Consider the following 22,850-nt stretch of genomic DNA (forward strand, 5'->3'; position numbering starts at 1 on the left):
TTTCATTTTGTGAACAATGACGCTTATTAACTTTCAAAGTGAATGCAAATCAGCCACTCATTGACAAGTTTAAATGTCAATTCACCAAAAGAATAGTGACATCAACTACACTCGGTAGACATTTATACCTTTATCTTCGAGACCTAAAGCCTCTTCTTCACTAAAATCCGTGTCAGTAATGACAGCATCAATACGGTCCAAGGGAACCACAACATTAGGACTTCGACGGCCAAATTTTGATGAATCTATCACTACAATAATATTTTTGGCTGACTGGCACATGGCTTGACTAACCTGATAAGCCTCATTGTATGTAGTACATCCCTGAGACAGATCAAAGCCATCAGCACCAATAAATAGTTTATCAAATGAAAACTGACTAAAGGCGCGCTCTGCTAACCCCCCATGGAATGAAGCTGATTTTTTCCGATATGACCCTCCGGGCATGATAATCGTGTGATCAGAATCTAGTTCTGCCATCGTATTAACAATATCCATACTATTTGTCATTAATGTCAATGACATAAAGCTATCTAATTCAGGCACCATCTGAAGTGTCGTACTACCACAATCGAGTATTATAGAATCTCCATCGTTCACTAGTTGAACCGCTTTTTTTGCAATTCGTATTTTTTTATCAAGATTGATGGTCTTTTTCTCATCCATGGCGAACTCTTCAGCAGCAACAACTTGTGGTAAACATGCTTCTGCACTGCCATAACGGCGAACCACAACACCATCTTCTTCAAGCTTTCGTAAATCCGTTCTGATTGTGGCACCAGAGGTATCAAAAATGTCGGCTAATTCATTTACAGCCGTTTTGCCATTCTCTTTTAAATAAGCAACCAACTCATTTCTTCTATCAATAATATTCATTGCTGTCTCATTTTTATGCGATAGCTTTTATAATACACGAAAAAGCTTTCATATTAAAAAAATAAAAATTTAAGGCAATCACTTTGAAAATGCAACTTCTAACGCTTCTTGAATTCCGTTATCAAAACCTAGAGTGACGTGCTGTGCAAAAGGATAACGCTCACCAATAACATTAGGTAAAACTTTAGGCCGAGCAAAAACAGTCCATCCTTTAAATACTTTGGCATCGACAATACGCTTATCTTCGGATTCAACCAAAACGACTATTGTACGGGCCTTCCAGCGACTTGTCGTTTTCCCCATTTTAACCGTGCCTTTGACCGCCATGGCTTGCAGCATATGATTAAATGCTCTGATTTGGAAAAATGTAAACCCGATTTGTAATGCCCATGCAATAATTGCAATCACTATCAGAGTTGAAATCGAATCCATACATCACCTTTTTATTTTTGTTTAAAAGCTCTTGCTTTCATGTACTCAAGGAATTTTTTCGTTACCCAACTCATTCCGAAAATGAAGATAAGCACATAAATCGCGTCCATATTATCACCAAATAAAAAAGGAGCTATGACTAGCTCCCCTACCAACATTAAAACATTACTTGACCACCAGTAATATTAATCGACTGCCCCGTGCAATATTTAGCACCATCACTCGCATAAAACTTAAGTACGTTCAACACATCATCATAGCCGCAGCCCGCTTTAAGTGGCACTTTATCTATATAGTGTTTCATCACTTGATCTTCCGGAAGGCCAAGCTTTTGAGCGTATTGTGGAATAAGACTTTGAAACATCGGCGATTCGAGTAAATTACCTAACATTAAGCTGTTAACAGTAATATTATCATCGGCTAAATCTAGTGCTATAGATTGTGTAAGACCAATGCCTGCAAACTTGGCTGAACTATAACCTGCGTTATGTTTGCTACCCACTTTTCCAGACTTGCTGTTGATCTGTAGTATGCGACCACCGATTCCTTGAGCAACCATATATCGTGCGGCTTCTCTAGCGCACAAAAAATAGCCATTTAAATTCACACCAACGTTAAAGTTAAAATCATCTAGTGTAAAATCCGTCACTTTTGCGGCCTTCGCGACGCCCGCGCTATAAACCATTACATCGATGCTACCTAAATTATCATTGATTGCCTCAAAACATGCTTTAACACTCATCTCATCCGTGGCATCTACTGACGTACCAAAAGCCTGTGTCCGACCGTACGTAGTATTAATTTTATCTGCCACTCTTGCCGCATTTTGACCATTTAAGTCCGCTATGCCAACGTTATAACCGTCAGCAGCCAACCCTTCACAAATATACTCACCGAGTGTTTGACCACCACCAATTACTACTGCTGTTCTCATAACGATATCTCCTACAAAATAAAACGGGACTTAAACAAGGTGTTAAGCCCCTTAAAAGCTAACTAAACGTAAAGGTGGAGCCTGTAACCAGCGTTCTTGGTTGAGCACCAGACAAATGGAGGCTCCCAATAAAATCTGCCGTATTCGCACCATCAAATCGCAATGTAATGTGGCCAAGGTTGCCTAAGTTTTGATTAACCGCATCACCAACCGCGGTGATGGGATAGTTAACTCCATCAATGTCCACTTTCCCCCCAACAGCAATGTCACCTTTCAATGTGTCATGGTTATGGATAAAGCAATACTCAGCAGCATCTTCAGGAACCGACTCATTAAATAGAATCAACATGTCGTCACTAAGCGCTTCCAATGCACATTCGCCAACTTTGATAATCGAAATATTGTACAAACTCATTTTTCAGTCCTTAGTTGTAGATGAACATCGACACAAACCACGCTAACAATACGGTTGGCGCACCTGTTAGGAAGCGTCCATATAATACGGAAGGAACCCCTACGCGAACCGTTTCAGGCTTAGCTTCTGCTAGACCTAAACCGACAGGAATAAAGTCACATGCGGCCTGAGCATTAATTGCAAATAAAGCCGGTAACGCTAACTGCGGAGGGATATTACCCAAACCGATTTGAGTACCAATAAGCACACCAATAACCTGCGCGATAACCGCACCAGGGCCTAAAAATGGTGACAAGAATGGGAATGAACAAATAAGTGCTAGTACAACAAGACCAATCGGATTCGTTGCTAAAGGGACAAGTACATGAGCAATACTGTCGCCGATCCCACTTGCCAAAATGACCCCGATAAGCATGGAAACGAACGCCATAAACGGGATAATGGTAGACATGACTGTATCGATCGTGTCACGTCCTGCTTGGAAAAAAGTGGCCATGACATTACCCATGCCCATACCAATTCGTGCAAGCATGCCATCTGATTGTTCAGTTAGCTTTTTGCTTGTATCAATATATCCACCAGACATCGTTCCTGCGCCTCCAGCATCAATTGAAATATTCTCGGCATAAACCGTTGCTGTTTCTGCTTCTCCCGCGATACTGACGCAGTGTTCATCAACATTGGAAATGTAGTTGTTTTCGTTTATATGTTTCGCCATTACTCCAGACTTCCCTGTCGGCATGACATTCAATGTTGGGATATTATTTTTTGGATACAAACCACATCGCATCGAACCACCACAGTCAATAACTGCACAGGCCATTTCGCTGTAATCACAACTTTCTTTAAATCCATCAACGGCTTCTAGACCCGTTAACTCCACTAAGCGATCAACCAATGCTGGGCGAGTTCCGCCAACCATGTACATGATTTTTTTGTGTTTAGGGAAGTCGATTACTAACTCGTTACCCCAACCGCCTTTTCCAGCGCGTACTTTAAGTGTCTTTGTCATAAATCCCCCGATTAACCAAATTTAACTTCGCGTTCTAGAGTGATACCTTGCTGCTTTTCAACCATCATCGTAGTGAAGTCAGTCACCCAACCACGGAAGAAATTAGAAACAGCACCGACGAGAAGGTAAGACACAGCAAGTGGAGCGAGCGGCAAACCAAGTGTTGTCAATCCACTCGCTATCCCGAGATAAACAAACAGTTCACCAGGATTCACGTGTGGGAATAGACCGTTCAACGAATGGCAAGAATATGAGCCTGCAGCGTAATAGCTAGGTTTGTAGCATTCTGGTAGAAACTTCCCAAGTGACAAGGTCATAGGGTTGCAAAAAATGAATGTGCCCACCACAGGGAGAATTAGGTAACGAGACACAGGATTACTTGCACACTTACTCGCCAAGTTTTCAACGCGATGCTCACCAACGAAGGCGATCAACGCATTCATCGCACAGAGCAGCGCAATGAGCAATGGTAAAATACCAGACATCATACCAAGCATGACCTCTCCCCCTTTTTGGAATAGTCCAATAAACCATTCAGCCCCGAAAATTACAGTTTCCATTTGTTTTACCTCTTTGTTGTTTGGTGGCTGAATTATGCGCTTCAACTTTCAGTTTGAAAGTGATCTCTTTCACAATAATTATCATTGGTGGTTAATTTACTTTCATTATAATGAAAAACGCACACGATCGCCTTAGTTTAACATCATTTAACTTGCACATGACTTTCAAATGGCTTTTACTTGCTTTCAAATAGAAATTATTAGAAAATACGTATCACTTGATTAATACGACACTACATCTAGCTTTCACAGTGAAAGTGTTGAAGGGGCAATAATGAACATTGAAAGTGAGCATATAAAAAAACTAGGAATTACCTTCCTTAGAGATGAACTTATTGAAGCAAACCATATGCTTGAAAGAATTGATGATGAATTTGTGAATGCTTGTCGCATACTTTCAACGACCAAAGGTAAGGTCGTGGTTATGGGTGTAGGAAAAAGTGGTCACATAGGGAAGAAAATCGCGGCGACATTCGCAAGTACGGGCACCCAAGCATTCTTTATTCATCCCACCGAGGCTTTGCATGGGGATATGGGCATGATTGGAAAAGCTGACAGCACGTTACTTATCAGTTACAGCGGAGAGGCCAACGAGTTCAGGATACTATTGCCACTATTGGCTGCACAGGGAAATAAAGTCATCAGCATTACTGGTAACAAAAATTCAACCCTTTCGATAAGTTCAGACGCGGCATTAAATGTCGCGATAAACCAAGAAGCCTGTCCGCTAGGACTTGCTCCAACATCCAGTGCGTTATGCACATTAATGATGGGTGACGCATTGGCTTTAACCGTCATGAGCCAAATAGGATTCAGTCAAAATGATTTTGCTCGCAGCCACCCCGCAGGTAGCTTAGGGGCCAAACTGCTCACCACAGTAATAGATGTATTAGATAATCAAATTGAAGGGACGCACTGTTTTACATACAGTTCGTTATTGGATGCGGTGGATTGTTTATGCCTCAGTGGAAAAGGGTTAATTGCAATCATTGATGACAATCAAGTTGTTGGCGTATTTTCTGATGGTGATTTTAGGCGAGCTATCGCTAACAAGGCAGATCTCAACGGAAATGTTGATCAATATATGTCAAAGAACTTCCATTACATCGGTGCTAAGGCAATGTGCACACATGCCTTAGCCTCTATGAATACAAACCATATTACTGCCTTACCTGTGCTGCATCCAAATCATCATCTAATCGGAATCGTGAGTGTTGCTCAAATTCATGCTGCTGGTATTCGATAAAACAGAAAATGAAGTATTAAAGTATTATTGGCTCTTATTGCCGTTTATATTTTAAGCGAACGGCGGTGTGAGTATTTAATGCGTAACGTGATTAGTATACAATGACGCCTCAGACAAAAAGTCCCCTTAGTTCAGCTGGATAGAACAAGGACCTCCTAAGTCTTAGACACAGGTTCGAATCCTGTAGGGGACACCATTTCTTCTGTTTATTCCATTAAAATCAACAAAATCTCTCTTATTGCGTTTTCTCTTCCTCTTTAGCCCTATCCACCCCGGATGAACTGCATCTGATAGATGTCACTATTGTCGTACCAATTGTTCTAAGTGGGGAGTTCCACAAGGTCAATGACTCTCAGATTTATCGCCGAGAGCCAACTCCCAGTTTAGAACTCGACATTCGTTTTCAAGTAATCAATAAACTTTGACGCTCTGGAACTCAATAGCTGTCTTCGATACCAAACGGCATACACATCTCTATCTATACCTTGCCAACTTGGTAGAACTCGCACCAATTGTTGATTTTTGAGTTCCTCTTTTATTTCCGTCGATGGTAACAATGTGATACCTAATCCATTGACTGAAAACTGCTTTGCAATCTGTAAATCATTAACCAATATCCTTCTTTTACTAGGATTGAAGGTGACTCGATGGTCTGTATTTGAACATTCAAATAACGCCAATGACGAAGTCAGCGGGTTGCTAATAATTAAGTTTGCTCTCTCAAGATCTTGAAGGTCTTCTAGTTTACTTTGAGATTCAATATATAAAGGGCTCGCAACCAGTATTGTTTCAATTCGGCCTAACTTGAGTTGGGTAAGGTCTGAATCTTTTTGTTTACCGACTCTAATCGCAAAATCAGCGTTGGATGAATAGAACTCAGTAAGCGTATTACTCAACTCCAGTTCCAGATCTATTTCTGGATTCTGATGCAAATAACAAGACATATTTGTTTGTAAACAACTGGCAACCAAATTTGTTGGTGCAATAACCTTGATGAGACCTTTATCTCCTGATATATCATCTTGAATTTCATTAATAATCGAGCCAACCGAGTTCACATGGAAGTATGCGTTGTCAAACAGCTTATGACCTTCTCTTGTCATTTCAAAGTGATGGCTACTTCGATTCAATAACTTACAACCAAATTCGACTTCCAATGCTTTTATACGTCGGCTCACGGTAGAGGACGGAATTTTTAAAATTTCACTTGCCGACTTTAAACTGCCAGCTTCCACTACTGCAATAAATAACGAAATATCATCAAACATACTCAATTCCATATTTGGGTTTCATAAACCCAAACTAACGCCTAGATTTCATCTATGACTATAAAATATAGTACTTGCCATCCATCATCAACACCATCAAGGTATCTAGTATGAAACAGCGTGTATTGTTTACTGTAATAATGTCATTTTTTCTTTCTTCATTGATGACATTGTGGGTGACGTATATCAACCTAGGGTATACGCCAGAATTTTTAGACATGTGGAGAAATGCATTTCTGTTAGCGTGGCCCGCTGCTGGCATTATTTCATTTATTATTTCGCCTTTAGCCTTACGCATTACACATAAAGTTTTGGGATAGCGTTCAATGCTTTGACGGCAAAAAGTTGTCGTCAAGGCATTGACACGATTTGTCACTATAATCTCAAGCTGAATTAACTTTCGATAAGCTTACTTTTTTTATGGTTTTATTGATTGGTTTTTATATAAAAACCTCATAATGATGTCGTATTCACAAATAATTGCAGTGTTACATCCTGATCTGACTGAATTTTCTGGTTGTTAGTTTCAATTTCTTATTGAACAGGTTTTAATCCTAGAATATACCAACGTACTTGGGTTTATGTATTGATAAAATATTAATACGCGAGATAATAAGCTCGTTGTTAAATTTTTGTTAACCGAATAAAGCATAGGCTACACAAGGACAAATCATGGAAATGGAAAATAAATTTCTTATAGAAGTTTTTCAAACTCCGGAAAATGTTGCCCCCCAACTTTCGTCTTACTTTGACGATTTACCGGCGGATAAGTACGTAGACAGTGATCACCGTTATCGCTCCTATGCGCAGTTTCAAGCAGGAAACACCGGACTAGTGAGGTTACCTCACAGCACATTTACCCAGTCATCAGAATTTAACCGAGTTGTTGGTGATGTAGAGCGAGACTTCGCCGAAATGGATAACGAGATGGTGCAAACACCGTGTTTCCAGCACATACTTAAGTCGTTCATGCAGCGAACAGGTACGGATAAAGATAATTCGGTAGTCCATGTTCACCAAATTCGAGTCACGTGCAAATCTGACGCAACGAGCGCTCCTGCGCCTGAAGGAATCCACCAAGATGGTTATCGCTTTGTTGGTATTTTCTGTGTACAACGGAAGAATATCGCTGGCGGCTTTACACAGATCTTTGTTTCTCCAGTCGAGCAGCACCCACATTTAAATACCGTGTTGGAAGAGAACCAGTTTGTTATCCTGAATGACTCTAGGTTTTTCCACCATATTTCTGAGACCCTCTCAAGTGAAGCAGGCGAAAAAGGAGTGCGTGATGTCTTCGTATTTACCGCTTAATCAAAAAAGTGTAATGAGTTTGCGTGACCAATTCCCTGCGTTAGGGGCACTAAATAATGGTCGGTCACCCGTGTTCTTCGATGGACCCGGTGGAACACAGTTACCTCAGTCGGTGATAGAAGGCTTTGGTGATTATTTGAGTCGTGGCAATTCTAATCTCGGCGGCCGATTTTTTGTCAGCGAAAGCACCGTAAGTTTGGTGGATAATTGCAGAAAAAAAGCAGCGGCTCTGTTTGGCGCTGCATCAGAAGATGAAATTGTGTTTGGCGCGAATATGACGAGTATGACTTTCCATTTTAGTCGAGCGATGAGTCAAGAATGGCAACCCGATGATGAGATTATTCTCAGTGATGCTGACCATGGTGCAAATCGATCTTCATGGGCCAGGGCCGCTAAAGACAAAGGCGTAAAAGTACACTATGTGCCCATCAACGATACCAGCTGTAACCTAGATTTAGACATATTTCAGTCTCTGCTTAATGACAAAACCCGCCTTGTCGCGATTACCGCCGCGAGTAATCTATCGGGCACTATTGTCGATATTAAAAAGGTCATTGAACTGACTAAAGCGAATGGTAGTGTCGCATTTATCGACGCTGTCCATCTTCTACCTCATCAAATTCTTAACGTACGCCAGTTAGATGCTGATTTTGTTGTCGGTTCAGCGTATAAATTTTATGGCCCGCATTTGGGGGTTTTATATGGTCGTAAAGCACTGCTCGAAAAATACCAACCATACAAGGTTGAGCCTGCACCTACCTACGCTCCGAATTGCTGGGAGACTGGAACGCTAAATTTTGAGGCACTTTCAGCATTCTCTAAAACTGTCGATTATCTAGCCTCTTTGGGCGAAGGCAATACGCTTAGATCGAAGCTAGAGTCAGCCTACAGTAATATTCACCAATATGAATTGTCACTCACCACTTACTTTTTGGCCCGTTTAAAAGAATTTCCGATTATCGAGCTTTTTGGTCACCCAACAGCAAGTAACCGAACCGCGACATTCGCTCTTCGTTTTGGTGATACCGATCCAAGCGAGGTTGCCGCGTATTTGGGCGAACATGAGATATACACCTGGAGTGGTCACCTCTACGCAGATAAACTAACTGATGCGCTCGGAGTAACCCAAAAGGGTGGAATACTCCGAGTCGGGTTGATGCATTACAATACGAAAGAAGAGATAGACCGGTTTTTCAGCGCACTGAGTGGCATGTTGTAAGAGCATTAAAAAGCCACCTGAGGTGGCTTTTTAAACTTTCCGCTATCGGCAAAAGAGAAAACAATAAGAAGGACAGCTAGTAACCGCCTTCAACACCTTTCTCACCTTCATCTAACGTATGAAGTAGATTAACAAGTAAGCTAGAGGCACCAAAACGGTAGTGCATATTATTGTCAGTCCAATCGGCCCCAAAAATACCATCAACCATATCTAGGTATATTTTTGCTTCTTCTGTGGTCTGCACTCCACCAGAAGCCTTAAAACCAACCGTTTTTTCAACTCCCATCTCTTTGATAACCGATAGCATAGTTTTTGCCGCTTCCGGGGTGGCATTAACAGGCACTTTACCGGTTGATGTTTTAATGATGTCAGCCCCTGCCTTGATTGAGATCTCAGACGCTTTCCTGATCAATGCATTGGTTTTCAGCTCACCAGATTCAATGATAACTTTCAGAAGAACGTCACCGCAAATGGCTTTACATTGCCTAACAAGCTCAAAGCCTACATTCTCGTTTCCGTCTATCAGCGCACGGTATGGAAACACGACATCGACATCATCAGCACCGTACATTATTGCCGCTTTAGTTTCCGCAACCGCAATGTCGATATCCTCGTTCCCATGAGGAAAGTTCGTCACGGTGACAACGCGAATGTCTGGCGTACCTTGTAAAAGTAATTGTTTCTTAGCTACAGGAATAAAACGTGGGTAGATACAGATCGCAGCCGTATTCCCTGCCGCTGTTTTAGCTTTCTTACACAATTCGATTATATTTTCATCCGTGTCATCGTCGTTCAAAGTAGTCAAATCCATTAATTTAAGTGCGCGCAGTGCTACGGTTTTTAAGTCGCTCATCGTCATTTCCTATTAAGTTTTGTTTTATAAAATATCTGGCAGTTAATATAAAATCGATACAATACCCAAGAGGTCACATCATCTTCGGTTCATCATTCAAGTGAAGCGATTATAAAAACATTTAGAAAACTATAATAGATACAAAAATTAGAACATTTTGTATAACAGATGGGGTGTGAGTATTATTATACGGCGTGTAGCGGACGGAACGTGTTGTTTCGTGGACAAAAATATAGTCTGCTTCAAACTGCCTTTGAAAGGTACGTGATTCATCGCTCGTTATTCTCAATTTGTTGATTAAGTATAGGCTGAATGGACAGGCGCAATTCTACCTCCCGCCCTTCAACGAATAAGCCTGTCAGTTCAAATCCGCACTTCTGATAAAATTCAATGGGGCCATTTTTAGCAGGAACAACACTTGTATAAAGGTTAGCGATACCAAATTCAGTTTGCAACTCAGACGCCAACTCGCGTAATGCACGAGTACCGTAGCCTTTAGATTGATGGCACTTATCAAGCATCAACCTCCAGAGTGAACACTTACCAAACTGGATATTGGCGTCAACGAGAATAAAACCCACTGGTAGCCCATCCACGTAAATACCTCGATACCAGGGAAATTCCATGAAGTTGGCTTCCGCTAAAGAAATGGCATTATTATCAACATGATTCACCTGATCAGGAGCGACTTCTAACTGACAGATCTGATAGAAGGTTTCGTGAGTGATTTTTCGTAATTCTAAGTCCACTTTTCTCCCCACCTTTTTTACAACGGCATCAAATTTAGCACAATAATTTTATATTATTTTATTCATTTTAAGCCAAAACTGCTCTTGGCATCGATTGCTAAATGTCTTTTTTTTAGGCTTAATCGATGTGTGTATTGTCTCTTCAATTACTTCATACGATATCCAACATTCAGGGCAAACTAGATCATTTACTTCAGAGCTTTCAGACTCTACACAATATTTAAGAATCACACCATTTGAGAAACAGTATCGCGATTCACCACATTGTACGACTGTTCCCTGATCTTCATATGATTTGTCCAAATTATCGTAGCTAACCAATGTGACATCGTTGGCTTCGCCATGTATGACAGATATGTAACTAGCTAAATTGTTCATTTTATAAGCCGTTGTAGAACGAGATTTATTCTCTATATACGTTATTAATCAGAAGTTTACATTACAAAAAGATCAGATGGTATAAGGTAAACTGTTGCAACATTGTTGACACTGGCTATCTGAACTGACCCCCAACCGTTGGATAACTTTTTTATTTCCATATGAAGGGGGTCGTAAAGTGCCTTTAAATTTGGCGGCTAATTTTATCAATTTCCTCGCGCCATTGTTGTTGCAAGCTCGGTTTTTGATGTTTGGGTCTTCGTTGCAAATCCTCATCAAGTAGTGACTCTAGCTTTATCAAATACTCCAATAGTTGGTCTTCTCCAGACAAAACCTCATTTGAAGAAAAGGATTCCTCTGTTGCTATTGAAACGTTGTTGTCCATTAGCTGCTCTGGGTGCTCTGTCATTCTCAGGTATACCTCTTCCACAGACAGGTATTCAGTGAGGGTTCCATTTTGAATAAGCCAGAATCGATTACAACTTTGTTCAATTAAGCTGCGATCGTGGCTTACCAACACCGTTGCCCCTTTAAACTGGTTGAGTGTTTCAATAAGCTCCTCTTTTCCATCCATGTCTAAATGATTGGTAGGTTCATCAAGAAATAACAAGTGATACCTTGCTAGAGTGAGTCCGATAAACAGTAATCTAGCTCTTTCTCCCCCACTAAGCGATGCAACGTTCTGGCCGTGTCTAGCATATTCGAAGCCCGCACTGATTAAGGCTCGTTTGCTCTGCTCATTACTGATTAAAGCAAACCTGCATAGTGCGTCACTCAGCGTGTCTAGATCATCAAGTTGCTCTAACGACTGGTCGTAGTAGCCTAAGCGACAGCGGTCATGGAAGGTCACAGGCCACTCCGTGCTTTCTGGGGTTAATTCTGCCTGGCCTTCTTTTAACAGGTAGAGCCGATGCAAAAGGTTTAGTAACGTTGATTTACCACAGCCGTTGCTACCCAAAACGGCTATCCTGTCCCCACTTTTAATGCGTATTTCTGCCAAATCAAAGAGAGCTAGATTGCTTTGCGGTGGCTTGATTGTACAAGGGGCGATCTCCATTAAGCGGTTCGCTGGTAAAGCGTCACCTTGAAGCTGCAAGCGCCAAGGCGAGCCTTCACTAAGTTCGGTTTGTTCCTCTTCTAAGCGCTCTTTTTTGGCATACATGGTTTTGGCTTTGCGAGCCAAATCCTCGTTGTCGTAAACCTTTCCCCAGACGGCTAGTCGCTTAGCACTTTTTTCTATGCGGTTGATTTCCTTTTGTTCATTAAGGTGACGAGCTTTGTCTTGATCATCTTTTTCTTTCAGCGCTTTTCTTGCTTGCGAACAAGGCAGATCAAAATGATGAAGCGATTGATCGCGCAGAACCCACGTTATATTGGTCGCGGCGTCTAGCAGGGTTTGATCGTGAGAAACCAACACGAAAGATCCCTTCCATTGTGACAGGAACTGTTCTAACCATAGGAGTGAAGGGAGGTCTAAATGGTTGCTTGGTTCGTCGAGCAATAACAAATCAGGCTCAGTAATGATAGCTCTGGCAAGTAGAAGTCGCATTTGCTGACCACCACTGCAATTCGATACTGGCATTTGCCAATCGGATTCAGAAAAAGCGAGTTCAGTTAAAAGGAGCTCTGCACGCCAATAGTCATCTTCGACAAGTGTTTCAGCCAGTGCTCCAAGAACTGTCTTGGTTTGCAATTCGTACGGAATTTGCTGTTCAACATAACTAATTAGACATTGTTTTGCCTTAGCGATATGCCCTTCACTTGGTTCATATTGCTCACTAAGCAGTTTGAGCAGTGAACTTTTTCCACAACCGTTATGACCAATAAGACCAATTTTATTACCGCGATTTATGGAGAAAGTTAGCTCTTTGAACAGAGCGGTAGACGTGTAGGAAAGGGTTAGGGATTGTGCTGTTATAAAAGTACTCATATTTTTTCTCAAGAATTTTGGGCATAAAGCCTCACTGTCAAAGTTGACAATAATTCTTCGAGCTTGAGGGAAAGTACTCGGATGGCGTTATTCGCCGAAGGTAATTATTCGCTCAAGTCGAGATTATCGCAACGCGATATCAATAACTCTTGAGCGAGCCTTCATGCCAAATAAGCGTGGGTTGATCGAACACCACAATGACATAATTTCCTCCTTAGTTTAGTTGTGAAAATGTAACCACTTTCAATTATTCAATAACGCGCATTTTATCGCCGGTTTAAACATTGTAAAGAGATTTAGATCAGAAAATACATACTTGCGTTGTCACGTGATTATTAAGTTGTATTCAACTGTACTTTCACCGCTAGAACCTATCATTTTAAAACCAAGTTTCTTCAGAATGGACGCACTACTAACGTTCCAGTTATGAACTCCTGCGCACACAACCTCGGCAACCTTCACTTTGATTATGAAAGCGCAAAGATTCGCACATTTGAGTTGCTATTCCTTGCCTCCACGGTTCAGGACCTACCCAATAGGCCAAAGCGAGGCGATTTTCCTGTGGAAGCAGAGTAACCTGTCCGACGGCTACTGAATCCAATAAACATAAGACCTAAGAACTTATCTCATGATATTAACTTGTTAGCAATACAAGCATCTCGCAATATACGTCACATCGTCGAAATCACTTCACTGCATCAACTGTTAAATTATGAATAATAAAATTTGATACAAATCACAAAACAAGACCCTCATCACATATATAAACACATTTATTAAAGACGTAGATCCCAAAATGGCATGTCAACCATACATTTAGTGATCTTCATCACTTTTTACGAATTATAATGCGTGCACAATAGATACATAGATATTATTAAGGACGTTAAATATGCGAATAGCGCTTACAGTGAGTGGTGGAGATTCCACTGGAATAAATAACTTCATATTCCAAATAGCAAAGTTAACGAATGCTGAAATAACCATATTTAATGGTGGAATTAATGGATTACTTGAAAATAATCATACGGTTGTTTCATATCGTGATTTACTCGACTTTTCCACATCATCAATGCCAATTATTTCTGCCGGGAGGACCGAGCGAAATCTAAAAGAAAGTGAATATTTACAAATCGTCAAAAATTTAAAATCCAACAAAATTGATTTATTAATTCTTGCTGGTGGCGATGGTTCAATGTTGTTTCTTAAAGCACTAACCGATTACGGAGTTAATTGCTTTGGGGTTGGTATGACCATTGATAATGACATTGAAGGAAGTCAATACACCATCGGTTTCTCAACTGCTTGCGAACAAGTATTGAAAGAAGTCGCCAAACTGAGAAATACAGGTCGAGCACTACCTAACCGAGTATTTATGGTGGAAGTTTTAGGCGCGTACTGCGGGGAATTAACCTTGCAATCCGCCATAAAATCTAACGCTGATTTTGCGTTAATACCTGAGCACCAGATTCCAATTCGGGAATTAGCACGCAAAGTTAACGACAAATTAACGACTCAAAACTCGGTAGTGATTTTATGCTCTGAGAGTTACACCGATGAGTATGTATCTGGATTCCAGGGTGCCATTGATACTGTAATAAAGAAACTAGAACCTTTAATTAGTGTAAGAATTCGAAAAAGCATTATGGGTTTTAGTTTAAGAAATGGAGATCCAACAACTGAAGAAATATATCAAAGTACAAGCCTAGCTAATGAATTAGTGCACTGTATTAATTCTGGAATGGTTAATAAAGCAATAGTAATAAATTATGCCAATAAGCCTATACCTATTGACTTAGATAGTGTCAAAAGTCGTCGAGTGGATATTGATGGGCATTATTTTAACCTAGCTCGAGAATTAAAAATAATATAAGGATAAAAGATGAGTATTAAAGTTTTATGTGTATGCGGTGCTGGCCTTGGTTCTAGTTTTGCAATTGAAATGGCAGCAAATGCTGTACTAGAAGAAATGGGCATTGATGCTGATTTAGATCACACCACAGTTTCAGAAGCCGTAGCTTTAGATTTTGACATCATGCTAACTCAAAAGACGTTTGCAGATTCGATGCGTGAAGGTATGTCACAAGAACGAGTTGATAAAATCATCGTCTTACATAGATTGACAGATAAAGTGGAAATTAGAGAAAAAATCACAGCCTTACTGGAAAATAATAAGTAATAAGTAATAAGTAATAAGTAATAAGTAATAAGTAATAAGTAATAAGCAATAAGCAATAAGCAATAAGCAATAAGCAATAAGTAAAAAAATAAACAACCAATTAATCTACCAATTAAATAGCTAGCTATATAGTTAGCTATTCAATCAGCTATATAAAATAAATAGATAACCAAATAGATAACTAACAATTACTTACACTCCAATAACTCAAGAGGTATTTACTATGGGTGCAATATTTGATTTTATTGTAAAAGATCTGCTCGGTCAGGCATCTATTCTCATCGCTTTGATGGCAATGATAGGCCTGATTGTACAAAGAAAACCTACTGGAAAAATCATCGAAGGAACATTCAAAACTTTATTAGGCTTTATGGTAATGATGGCGGGTATTAACATCGTCGTTGCTACATTAACCTTTTTGAATGACATTTTTACCAACGGTTTCGGCATGACCGGTTATGTGACTGATGTTGGTGCTATTGCTGGCATCGCAGCGAAAGAGCTCGGTACTGAAGTAGCATTAACTCTGATTGTCATTTTTGCTGTTAACATCCTAGTTGCTCGCTTTAGTCCTTGGAAGTACATATTCCTAACAGGCCAAGCATTGTTATGGATGGCTACTATTGGTGCCGTTATGGGATATAAAGCAGGGCTTACTGGTCTTCCTTTAATCTTAGTCGGTGGTATTTTCGGCGGTATCATGGCTGTGATAATGCCAGCTATTGCCCAACCTGTTGTTCGGAAAATTACAGGCTCTGATGACATCGCATTAGGTCATTTCTGTACGATTGGTTACATGTTCCAAGCTGCTGTTGCAAAAGTAGTCGGTAAAGGTTCTAGATCTACTGAAGATTTGGTGCTTCCGGAATCAATGAAATATTTGTCTGACACATACGTATCAATGGCTGTAGTCATGGTTCCAATGTACATTATTCCGACTATCGCTGCTGGTCCAGAAATGATAGCAACTTATGCTGGTCAGATGAATTACATCATGTATGCATTCATTCAAGCAATTCAGTTTGTTACCGGTGTTTTTGTTTTATTAACAGGTGTTCGCCTTCTAATTAGCTCCCTTGTACCTGCATTTCAGGGGATTGCCGCTCGCCTTGTGCCAAATGCCAAACCCGCTCTAGATTGCCCGGTCTTATTCCCATATGCACCAAATGCAGTAATAGTGGGTTTCCTCGCGACAACAGTTGGCTCCATTATTGGCATGTTGGTATTCCCTATGTTCGGTCTAGCCATGATTCTACCTGGGCTACTAACGAACTTTTTTGCAGGGGGTACAGCAGGTATCTTCGGTAACGCAATGGGAGGGCGTCGTGGTGCCATCATTGGCGGTGTCGCTCATGGTTTATTTATTACGTTCCTACCAGCAATCCTCATTCCACTACTAGAAAGTTATGGTTTCATAGGCGTAACGTTCTCTGATTCTGACGTTATCTCGACGGGTCTATTACTGGGCCATGCATTTAACGGTAATTGGATGTTTGTTATCGGCTTTGTAGCTTTCTGTGCTGCTATTGCTACTTTCGTAAACCTAGGTATCAAGAAAGAAAATAAAGCTTCAAGCCAAACAGCTAAGGCTTAACTAACTATCATTGGTAGCCAGCCTCTGGCTACCATTTTTTATTTAAAGGATTATCGAATGAAACTTAAGAATTTTACAGAACTCAATGCAATTTCAAAAGAACGTGGTTTTAATGCTATCGGCTCATTTAACTTACATAATTTAGAAGCGCTCCCTGCTTATTTTTCAGCAGCTGTTGAAACAAATACACCGTTGATGATTCAAATTTCTACAGGTACAGCAAAGTTTCTTGGTTACGAGTTATTAGTTGATTCAGTAAAATCGTTATCACGCACGCATAATGTGCCTGCTTGCTTACACCTTGACCACTGCTCAATTATTGATGACATTCAAGTAGCTATTGATGCTGGCTTTAGTTCCGTTATGTATGATGGTTCTCACCTTCCTATAAGAGAAAATATTGCCAATACAAAGAAGGTAATTGATATCGCAAAACCGCTTAACATCACGGTAGAAGCAGAACTTGGCGCAATTGGCGGAGCAGAAGACGGTCAAGCTATTGCTGACGAGGATATCGCGTTTACCAAAGTCGAGGACGCAGTTAAGCTCCTCAGTGAAGCCCCTGTGGATATGCTCGCTGTTAGTATCGGTACAGTCCATGGTTCCTACACTGCCAAAACAGATATCCAACACGATTTACTTTGTGAGATAGCTAAAGCAACATCAACTCCGTTGGTACTACATGGTGGTACCGGTGTAAGCAATGATGACATGCATTTTGTGGTTAAAAATGGAATCGACAAAGTGAATGTTGGCACTGAAATGAATGTTCAGTGGGTAAGAAAATGCAAAGAAACTTTTGAATCAGGTAAGGTCAACGATTCGGTAAGAAAATTTCTAATTCCGGCTAATGAGGCAGTTAAGAACACCTTAGTGGATAAAATTAGCTTATTTAAATAAGGGTTGTTATGGGATGGTTTAAAAACTTTTTTGGCAGTAGCAAACCAACTGAGCCTGTAGATGAAACTCAAGCTTCGACCTTGTATTCTGAGATAAGAGCTTTAGAAGTTGTTCTTGAAGAAGACGATTCGGATTCCGAAGTCCACAAAGAGTTGATGAAAAAATATAATAGAGCCGTGTCTGTGTATGCTTCATGTCCGTCATTCAACCAACACATTGACGAAACATTTGAGAAGATTGAATCACTGCGCGGTGTCATAAGAAAAAATATGTGAGGTCTTATGTCAATAAAAGAAGCACTAATCAACGCAAATGCAATTCAAGTCGGTGTTGATTGTAAAGATTGGAAAGAAGTCATTGCTATTGCAGCAAAGCCATTATTGGTTTCGGGTAAGATTACGGACGCCTATATTGAAGGTATCATTTCAAGCACAATAGAGCACGGTGCTTATTACGTCCTCGGTGAAGGTGTAGCGATACCCCATGCACGACCTGAATGTGGAGCATTGGATACAGGGTTTTCTATGGTGATATTAAAAACCCCTATTTCAATTGAGGGTTCTGAAGATGTTGATATTCTAGTTATGTTTAGTGCCAAAGACAGCAATAGTCATATTCAAGATGGCATCAAACAGATCGTTGAAATGTTGGATGATGATACCAAATTGCTAAGTTTGCGTAATGCAACGACAGTAAAGGAGGTAGTAGATTTACTATGAGCACAAAGATCATTTTAGTTAATGGTGTCCCAGCGAGTGGTAAAAGTACAGTTGCTAAATTGATTGCATCACATATAGGTGCTGCTTATCTATCTGTTGATACATTCAAAGAACCTTTCATGAATATTTACACTGCATTAGATCGTGATTTTAATCGTGAATTGGGAAAGGCAGCTTATCAAGCCTTGTGGAATACTGTAAAAGACAATTCCGGCATTTTTGTTATTGATGCTTGGTTTGGCTTCCAACCAAAGGAAATATTAGAGGAATACCTTTCAGAGGTTAGTCCATGTACTGTGCTTGAAATCTGGAATAATATTGACTCTGACAATGTTGTAAAACGGTATAAAGTCCGTATTCCATTGCGGGATCACCGGCATCCTAAAGAAGAGTATCTTCCACAACTTAGAAAGCTAAATGACTCCGCCGAACCGATGGGGATTGGTCTTACCTATATTGTGGATCAAAATAAACCATTGGATAATAATTCAATTACGTCATGGATTGACGAAAATATTTAGTAATAAAAAGTTACCCGCAATGAATGGCCCCCGATGAGGGGGCTCTTTTTATGTATCTAACCCTAAAACCGTCGCAGAGCTTGCTTATATCTATGGTCAAATAACAAAATAGTCGCCGACTGAGGCCGCCACTCTTTTTTCTGACTTTTCATAATAGATTATTGAGGGTGACGCCGTTTGCAAGCCTTAACTAACACGTTTACAGATTGTCAGTTAAGGCTTGAAGGCATGGTTAGATCATGAAGATGAGTACAATAGACAGCACGGTAATAGAGCTAGCAATTGAATAGCAAACAACTTTACCAACCACACCAGTGTGCAGTTTTAGGTCGTGCATACCGTGGTGAACACGGTGCATGGCATGCCACATTGGAAGGGCGAGTGTTCCGATGATAAAGAGGGCGCCAATAAAGCTGGTTGCAAAATCGGCAACGCGCTCATAACTCATCGCTTCCGCATCAATAATTCCGAGGGGGGCAAGGATACCTATCACCAATACGGTAATTGGGGTGATCATGGCAAACCAGGTACCACCGGCACCAAATAGACCCCACCATACGGGCTCGTCTGAACGTTTTGGATGTTTATTAACCACAATGAGCTCCTTATACGATGATGAGTACGATTAATGAGATAGCAGCAACGGCTGCCCACTGACCAAGCACAATAATCTTCGTGTCCACGAGTTTGCCTTTCAATCGAATCGGCATCACTTGTGGGAACATCGTAAAGAATGTGTGTGCGTGGTACAGGCTCCCGGCTAACGAGACGATATTGATCGCCACGACAACAGGGTTCGCCATAAAGGTTAGCCAAGCGTCCCATGATTCGGGGCCTTTAACTAAGCTGCCTAGCCCGAAAGTTAGGCACAGTGTGAAAAATATAATGGGTAATACAGTCGCTTCACGGATCATGTACATGCGGTAGAAATTGCTCTTCTGCCACCATGTTGCTTTCATTTCGCGAACGTAAGGTTTACGGTTACTCATCCTTAGTTCTCCTGAGGTTTAAGCATAGCAATCACAAAGTCTTTAGAAGACTCAACTTTACCTTGGTTTACCGCCGCGGCAGGATCAACACTCTTCGGACAGACATCAGAGCAGAAGCCGACAAATGTACAGCCCCACACGCCATTGTCACCGTTAAGTAGCTCCATGCGCTCTTCTTTACCATTGTCACGGCTATCTAAGTTGTAGCGGTGAGCAAGCGCGATGGCCGCAGGGCCAAGGAACTCTGGGTTCAGACCAAACTGAGGACAAGCGGCGTAACAAAGGCCACAGTTGATACAAGCAGCAAACTGCTTATATTTTGCCATTTGTTGTGGTGTTTGGTTGTTTGGACCATCTTCCGGTGTGCGGTCATTACCGATAATATAAGGCTTAAGTGCTTCAAGACGTTCGATGAACGGCGTCATGTCGACGATTAAGTCTTTCTCGATAGGGAAGTTGGCTAACGGCTCAATCAAAAGACCGTCAGGGTAATCACGTAAAAACGTTTTACAGGCCAACTTAGGATAGTTGTTTACCATCATGCCGCATGAGCCACAGATAGCCATACGACAAGACCAGCGATAGGACAGGTCTTTATCTAGGTTATCTTTGATGTAGCCCAGTGCGTCAAGCACGGACATCGTGTCATCGAAAGGAACTTCGAAGGTTTGCTTATAAGGCTCGGCGTCTTTTTCTGGATCGTAACGCAGAATATCGACTTTTTGAATTCTAGTGCCCGTCATTACTTCTGCTCCTCTGCGGCTTGTGCGTCTACGGCTTCTTTCGCCGCCGCTTCTTCTGCTGCTGCCCCATACAGGCGAGCTTTAGGTTGAGATTTCGTGATAGTAACATCACTGTATTCAATCGTTGGTGCGCGTCCTTCGTTGAAGAGCGCAAGTGAGTGCTTCAAGTAGTTCACATCGTCACGTTCGGTACAGCCTTCATCTAAACGTTGGTGCGCCCCGCGAGATTCACGACGAAGAATAGCCGAGTGGGCCATTGCTTCTGCCACTTCAAGGCCATAACCGATCTCAATGGCATAAAGAAGGTCGGTGTTGAACACCTTTCCTCGGTCTTTAATGCTGATTTTCTTATAACGCTCTTTCAGCTCGGTCAGCTTATCCATGGTCTCTTGAATGAGATCTTCGCGGCGGTAAATACCACAGCCCGCTTCCATAGAGTGGCCCATTTCTGTTCGAATGGTTGACCAGCTTTCATCGCCTTCTTGGTCCATCAATCCTTGGATACGTGCTTCTACCGCTTTCACTTGTTTTTCAATCGCGTCGTCGTTCCAGCCGGTAAACGTTTCAGCACGTTTCACCGCACTTTCGCCTGCCACGCGGCCAAATACCACGAACTCCGCCAACGAGTTTGAGCCTAAGCGGTTTGCACCATGTAGACCTGAAGAGGCACATTCACCCACGGCAAAGAGACCTTTGATTTTCGTTTCACAACTCGGATCGGTTTCAATCCCACCCATGGTGTAGTGAACCGTTGGACGAATTGGGATCGGCTCTTTTGCCGGATCGACGTTAACATACGCCTTCGACAGCTCACAAATAAACGGCAGACGCTCTTGAAGGTATTCTTCACCTAAGTGTCTCAGGTCTAGGTGCACCACATCGCCAAGGGGATGGTCGATGGTGTTGCCTTTTTGTTGCTCGTGCCAAAACGCTTGAGAAACTTTGTCTCGAGGACCCAGTTCCATATATTTGTTTTTCGGCTCTCCAACCGGGGTTTCCGGTCCCATTCCATAATCTTGTAGATAACGGTAACCATTTTTATTGACGATGATGCCGCCTTCGCCACGACAACCTTCGGTCATCAAGATACCCGTACCAGGAAGGCCAGTTGGGTGATATTGAACAAACTCCATATCACGCAAAGGCACACCGTGGCGATACGCCAATGCCATACCGTCGCCGGTAACAATGCCACCGTTGGTGTTGGTGTTATAAACCCGTCCCGCGCCACCCGTGGCCAGTACGACAGACTTCGCTTTAATCGTAACAAGCTCGCCTTCGGACATGTGAATCGCAACCAAACCTTGAATCTCATCGTTTTCAACCAGTAGGTCAACCACGAAGTACTCATCAAATCGTTTGATTTGATTGTACTTGATAGAGGTTTGAAAAAGCGTATGCAGCATATGGAAGCCTGTTTTATCTGCGGCAAACCATGTGCGTTCTACTTTCATTCCTCCAAAGCGACGGACGTTCACTTCACCGTTTTCTTTCCGGCTCCATGGACACCCCCATTGCTCCATTTGGATCATTTCTCTTGTTGCGTTTTCAACAAAATATTCAACGACATTCTGTTCACATAACCAGTCACCACCGCCAACAGTATCGTTGAAGTGGTTATCGAGTGAATCTTCATCTTTGATGACGGCGGCAGAGCCACCTTCAGCGGCGACAGTATGTGAACGCATTGGGTAGACTTTTGAAATCAGGGCTACTTCTAGCTCAGGATTTGCTTCAGCCGCTGCGATTGCAGTTCGAAGACCAGCGCCACCGGCGCCGATCACTGCGATATCTGTGGTAATTATTTGCACAGTTATCCTCCAAGGGTAATTTAAAATATTAGAAATGAAAATAGATATTGAACCGCAGATTTACTGTGGTAATAGTTCAATATCTATTTTCATTGTTAATAATCAAGCAATATTAATTTATATTCACAAAGAATATAAATTAATATAATCACATGGCAATCTTATCTTGACCATTAGCTTTATAAATATTATGTAAAAATTCAAAGTTGAA

Annotated in this window: 26 protein-coding genes and 1 tRNA gene; 12 read left to right on the top strand and 15 right to left on the bottom strand. The window is 41.4% G+C overall.

The window, feature by feature from the left end:
• Positions 1-105: 105 nt before the first annotated feature.
• The 6 genes from L3V77_RS12815 to srlA form a co-directional block, all read right to left on the bottom strand.
• Positions 106-876, bottom strand: coding sequence for a DNA-binding transcriptional repressor (locus L3V77_RS12815; RefSeq protein ID WP_275134509.1), 771 nt, complete (start codon positions 874-876; stop codon positions 106-108).
• 78 nt (positions 877-954) lie between these two features.
• Positions 955-1,308 carry a transcriptional regulator GutM gene (locus tag L3V77_RS12820; RefSeq protein ID WP_275134510.1) on the bottom strand — a complete coding sequence of 118 codons (354 nt, stop codon included), beginning with the start codon at positions 1,306-1,308 and terminating at the stop codon, positions 955-957.
• Between the two features lie 157 nt (positions 1,309-1,465).
• Positions 1,466-2,242, bottom strand: coding sequence for a sorbitol-6-phosphate dehydrogenase (srlD, locus tag L3V77_RS12825; protein ID WP_275134511.1), 777 nt, complete (start codon positions 2,240-2,242; stop codon positions 1,466-1,468).
• A gap of 58 nt (positions 2,243-2,300) precedes the next feature.
• Positions 2,301-2,657, bottom strand: coding sequence for a PTS glucitol/sorbitol transporter subunit IIA (locus L3V77_RS12830; protein WP_275134512.1), 357 nt, complete (start codon positions 2,655-2,657; stop codon positions 2,301-2,303).
• 10 nt (positions 2,658-2,667) lie between these two features.
• Entirely contained in the window at positions 2,668-3,669 is a 1,002-nt protein-coding gene (locus L3V77_RS12835) for a PTS glucitol/sorbitol transporter subunit IIB (RefSeq protein WP_275134513.1), read from the bottom strand.
• An 11-nt stretch (positions 3,670-3,680) separates the two neighbouring features.
• Entirely contained in the window at positions 3,681-4,229 is a 549-nt protein-coding gene (gene srlA, locus L3V77_RS12840; protein WP_195703998.1) for a glucitol/sorbitol-specific PTS transporter subunit IIC, read from the bottom strand.
• Positions 4,230-4,503: 274 nt separating this feature from the next.
• Between srlA and L3V77_RS12845 the strand changes: the two genes are divergently transcribed.
• Together L3V77_RS12845 and L3V77_RS12850 are read left to right on the top strand one after the other, a co-directional pair.
• Positions 4,504-5,475: a KpsF/GutQ family sugar-phosphate isomerase gene (locus L3V77_RS12845; protein WP_275134514.1), complete on the top strand. Its 972-nt coding sequence runs from the start codon at positions 4,504-4,506 to the stop codon at positions 5,473-5,475.
• A gap of 120 nt (positions 5,476-5,595) precedes the next feature.
• Positions 5,596-5,671, top strand: a tRNA-Arg gene (locus L3V77_RS12850).
• Between the two features lie 187 nt (positions 5,672-5,858).
• Here the strand turns inward: L3V77_RS12850 and L3V77_RS12855 are convergent.
• On the bottom strand, positions 5,859-6,743 hold the full coding sequence (locus tag L3V77_RS12855) for a LysR family transcriptional regulator (protein ID WP_275134515.1): 885 nt from the start codon (positions 6,741-6,743) through the stop codon (positions 5,859-5,861).
• Positions 6,744-6,853: 110 nt separating this feature from the next.
• On the opposite strand from L3V77_RS12855, the gene L3V77_RS12860 reads away from it, so the two are divergent.
• From L3V77_RS12860 to L3V77_RS12870, 3 genes are all read left to right on the top strand, one after another.
• A complete protein-coding gene (locus L3V77_RS12860; RefSeq protein WP_275134516.1) occupies positions 6,854-7,063 on the top strand; it encodes a DUF2798 domain-containing protein in 210 nt (69 codons plus the stop codon).
• A 352-nt stretch (positions 7,064-7,415) separates the two neighbouring features.
• A complete protein-coding gene (locus L3V77_RS12865) occupies positions 7,416-8,054 on the top strand; it encodes a 2OG-Fe dioxygenase family protein (protein WP_275134517.1) in 639 nt (212 codons plus the stop codon).
• Positions 8,032-9,273 (top strand): cysteine desulfurase-like protein, encoded by a 1,242-nt coding sequence (locus L3V77_RS12870; RefSeq protein ID WP_275134518.1) that lies wholly within the window; start codon positions 8,032-8,034, stop codon positions 9,271-9,273. The genes L3V77_RS12865 and L3V77_RS12870 overlap by 23 nt, the downstream gene beginning before the upstream one ends.
• Before the next feature lie 76 nt (positions 9,274-9,349).
• On the opposite strand, the gene deoC is transcribed toward L3V77_RS12870, so the two are convergent.
• From deoC to L3V77_RS12890, 4 genes are all read right to left on the bottom strand, one after another.
• Positions 9,350-10,126: a deoxyribose-phosphate aldolase gene (gene deoC, locus L3V77_RS12875; protein WP_275134519.1), complete on the bottom strand. Its 777-nt coding sequence runs from the start codon at positions 10,124-10,126 to the stop codon at positions 9,350-9,352.
• A 269-nt stretch (positions 10,127-10,395) separates the two neighbouring features.
• Positions 10,396-10,875 (bottom strand): GNAT family N-acetyltransferase, encoded by a 480-nt coding sequence (locus L3V77_RS12880; protein ID WP_275134520.1) that lies wholly within the window; start codon positions 10,873-10,875, stop codon positions 10,396-10,398.
• A gap of 48 nt (positions 10,876-10,923) precedes the next feature.
• Entirely contained in the window at positions 10,924-11,253 is a 330-nt protein-coding gene (locus tag L3V77_RS12885) for a hypothetical protein (protein WP_275134521.1), read from the bottom strand.
• A 184-nt stretch (positions 11,254-11,437) separates the two neighbouring features.
• Positions 11,438-13,183, bottom strand: a complete 1,746-nt coding sequence (locus L3V77_RS12890) for an ABC-F family ATP-binding cassette domain-containing protein (RefSeq protein ID WP_275134522.1) — start codon at positions 13,181-13,183, stop codon at positions 11,438-11,440.
• 892 nt (positions 13,184-14,075) lie between these two features.
• Between L3V77_RS12890 and L3V77_RS12895 the strand changes: the two genes are divergently transcribed.
• The 7 genes from L3V77_RS12895 to L3V77_RS12925 all read left to right on the top strand — a co-directional run bounded on the left by L3V77_RS12895 (position 14,076) and on the right by L3V77_RS12925 (position 19,096).
• Entirely contained in the window at positions 14,076-15,056 is a 981-nt protein-coding gene (locus L3V77_RS12895) for a 6-phosphofructokinase (protein WP_275134523.1), read from the top strand.
• Between the two features lie 9 nt (positions 15,057-15,065).
• On the top strand, positions 15,066-15,362 hold the full coding sequence (locus tag L3V77_RS12900; protein WP_275134524.1) for a PTS sugar transporter subunit IIB: 297 nt from the start codon (positions 15,066-15,068) through the stop codon (positions 15,360-15,362).
• Positions 15,363-15,585: 223 nt separating this feature from the next.
• A complete protein-coding gene (locus L3V77_RS12905; protein ID WP_275134525.1) occupies positions 15,586-16,956 on the top strand; it encodes a PTS sugar transporter subunit IIC in 1,371 nt (456 codons plus the stop codon).
• A 57-nt stretch (positions 16,957-17,013) separates the two neighbouring features.
• On the top strand, positions 17,014-17,856 hold the full coding sequence (locus L3V77_RS12910) for a class II fructose-bisphosphate aldolase (RefSeq protein WP_275134526.1): 843 nt from the start codon (positions 17,014-17,016) through the stop codon (positions 17,854-17,856).
• A gap of 8 nt (positions 17,857-17,864) precedes the next feature.
• Positions 17,865-18,131: a hypothetical protein gene (locus L3V77_RS12915; protein WP_275134527.1), complete on the top strand. Its 267-nt coding sequence runs from the start codon at positions 17,865-17,867 to the stop codon at positions 18,129-18,131.
• A 6-nt stretch (positions 18,132-18,137) separates the two neighbouring features.
• Positions 18,138-18,575 (top strand): PTS sugar transporter subunit IIA, encoded by a 438-nt coding sequence (locus tag L3V77_RS12920; RefSeq protein ID WP_275134528.1) that lies wholly within the window; start codon positions 18,138-18,140, stop codon positions 18,573-18,575.
• Complete coding sequence (locus L3V77_RS12925) at positions 18,572-19,096, top strand: AAA family ATPase (RefSeq protein ID WP_275134529.1); 525 nt, start codon at positions 18,572-18,574, stop codon at positions 19,094-19,096. Before L3V77_RS12920 ends, L3V77_RS12925 begins: the two co-directional genes overlap by 4 nt.
• Positions 19,097-19,328: 232 nt before the next feature.
• On the opposite strand, the gene frdD is transcribed toward L3V77_RS12925, so the two are convergent.
• Genes frdD through frdA form a run of 4 tightly spaced genes read right to left on the bottom strand, consistent with a single transcriptional unit; the run spans position 19,329 to position 22,639 of the window.
• Positions 19,329-19,691 (bottom strand): fumarate reductase subunit FrdD, encoded by a 363-nt coding sequence (frdD, locus tag L3V77_RS12930; RefSeq protein WP_275134530.1) that lies wholly within the window; start codon positions 19,689-19,691, stop codon positions 19,329-19,331.
• A 10-nt stretch (positions 19,692-19,701) separates the two neighbouring features.
• Positions 19,702-20,085: a fumarate reductase subunit FrdC gene (gene frdC, locus L3V77_RS12935; protein ID WP_195704022.1), complete on the bottom strand. Its 384-nt coding sequence runs from the start codon at positions 20,083-20,085 to the stop codon at positions 19,702-19,704.
• Positions 20,086-20,087: 2 nt separating this feature from the next.
• On the bottom strand, positions 20,088-20,828 hold the full coding sequence (locus tag L3V77_RS12940; RefSeq protein ID WP_195704023.1) for a succinate dehydrogenase/fumarate reductase iron-sulfur subunit: 741 nt from the start codon (positions 20,826-20,828) through the stop codon (positions 20,088-20,090).
• Entirely contained in the window at positions 20,828-22,639 is a 1,812-nt protein-coding gene (gene frdA / locus L3V77_RS12945) for a fumarate reductase (quinol) flavoprotein subunit (protein ID WP_275134531.1), read from the bottom strand. The genes L3V77_RS12940 and frdA overlap by 1 nt, the downstream gene beginning before the upstream one ends.
• Positions 22,640-22,850 lie beyond the last annotated feature (211 nt).

Source organism: Vibrio sp. DW001, assembly GCF_029016285.1.
Lineage (GTDB): Bacteria > Pseudomonadota > Gammaproteobacteria > Enterobacterales > Vibrionaceae > Vibrio.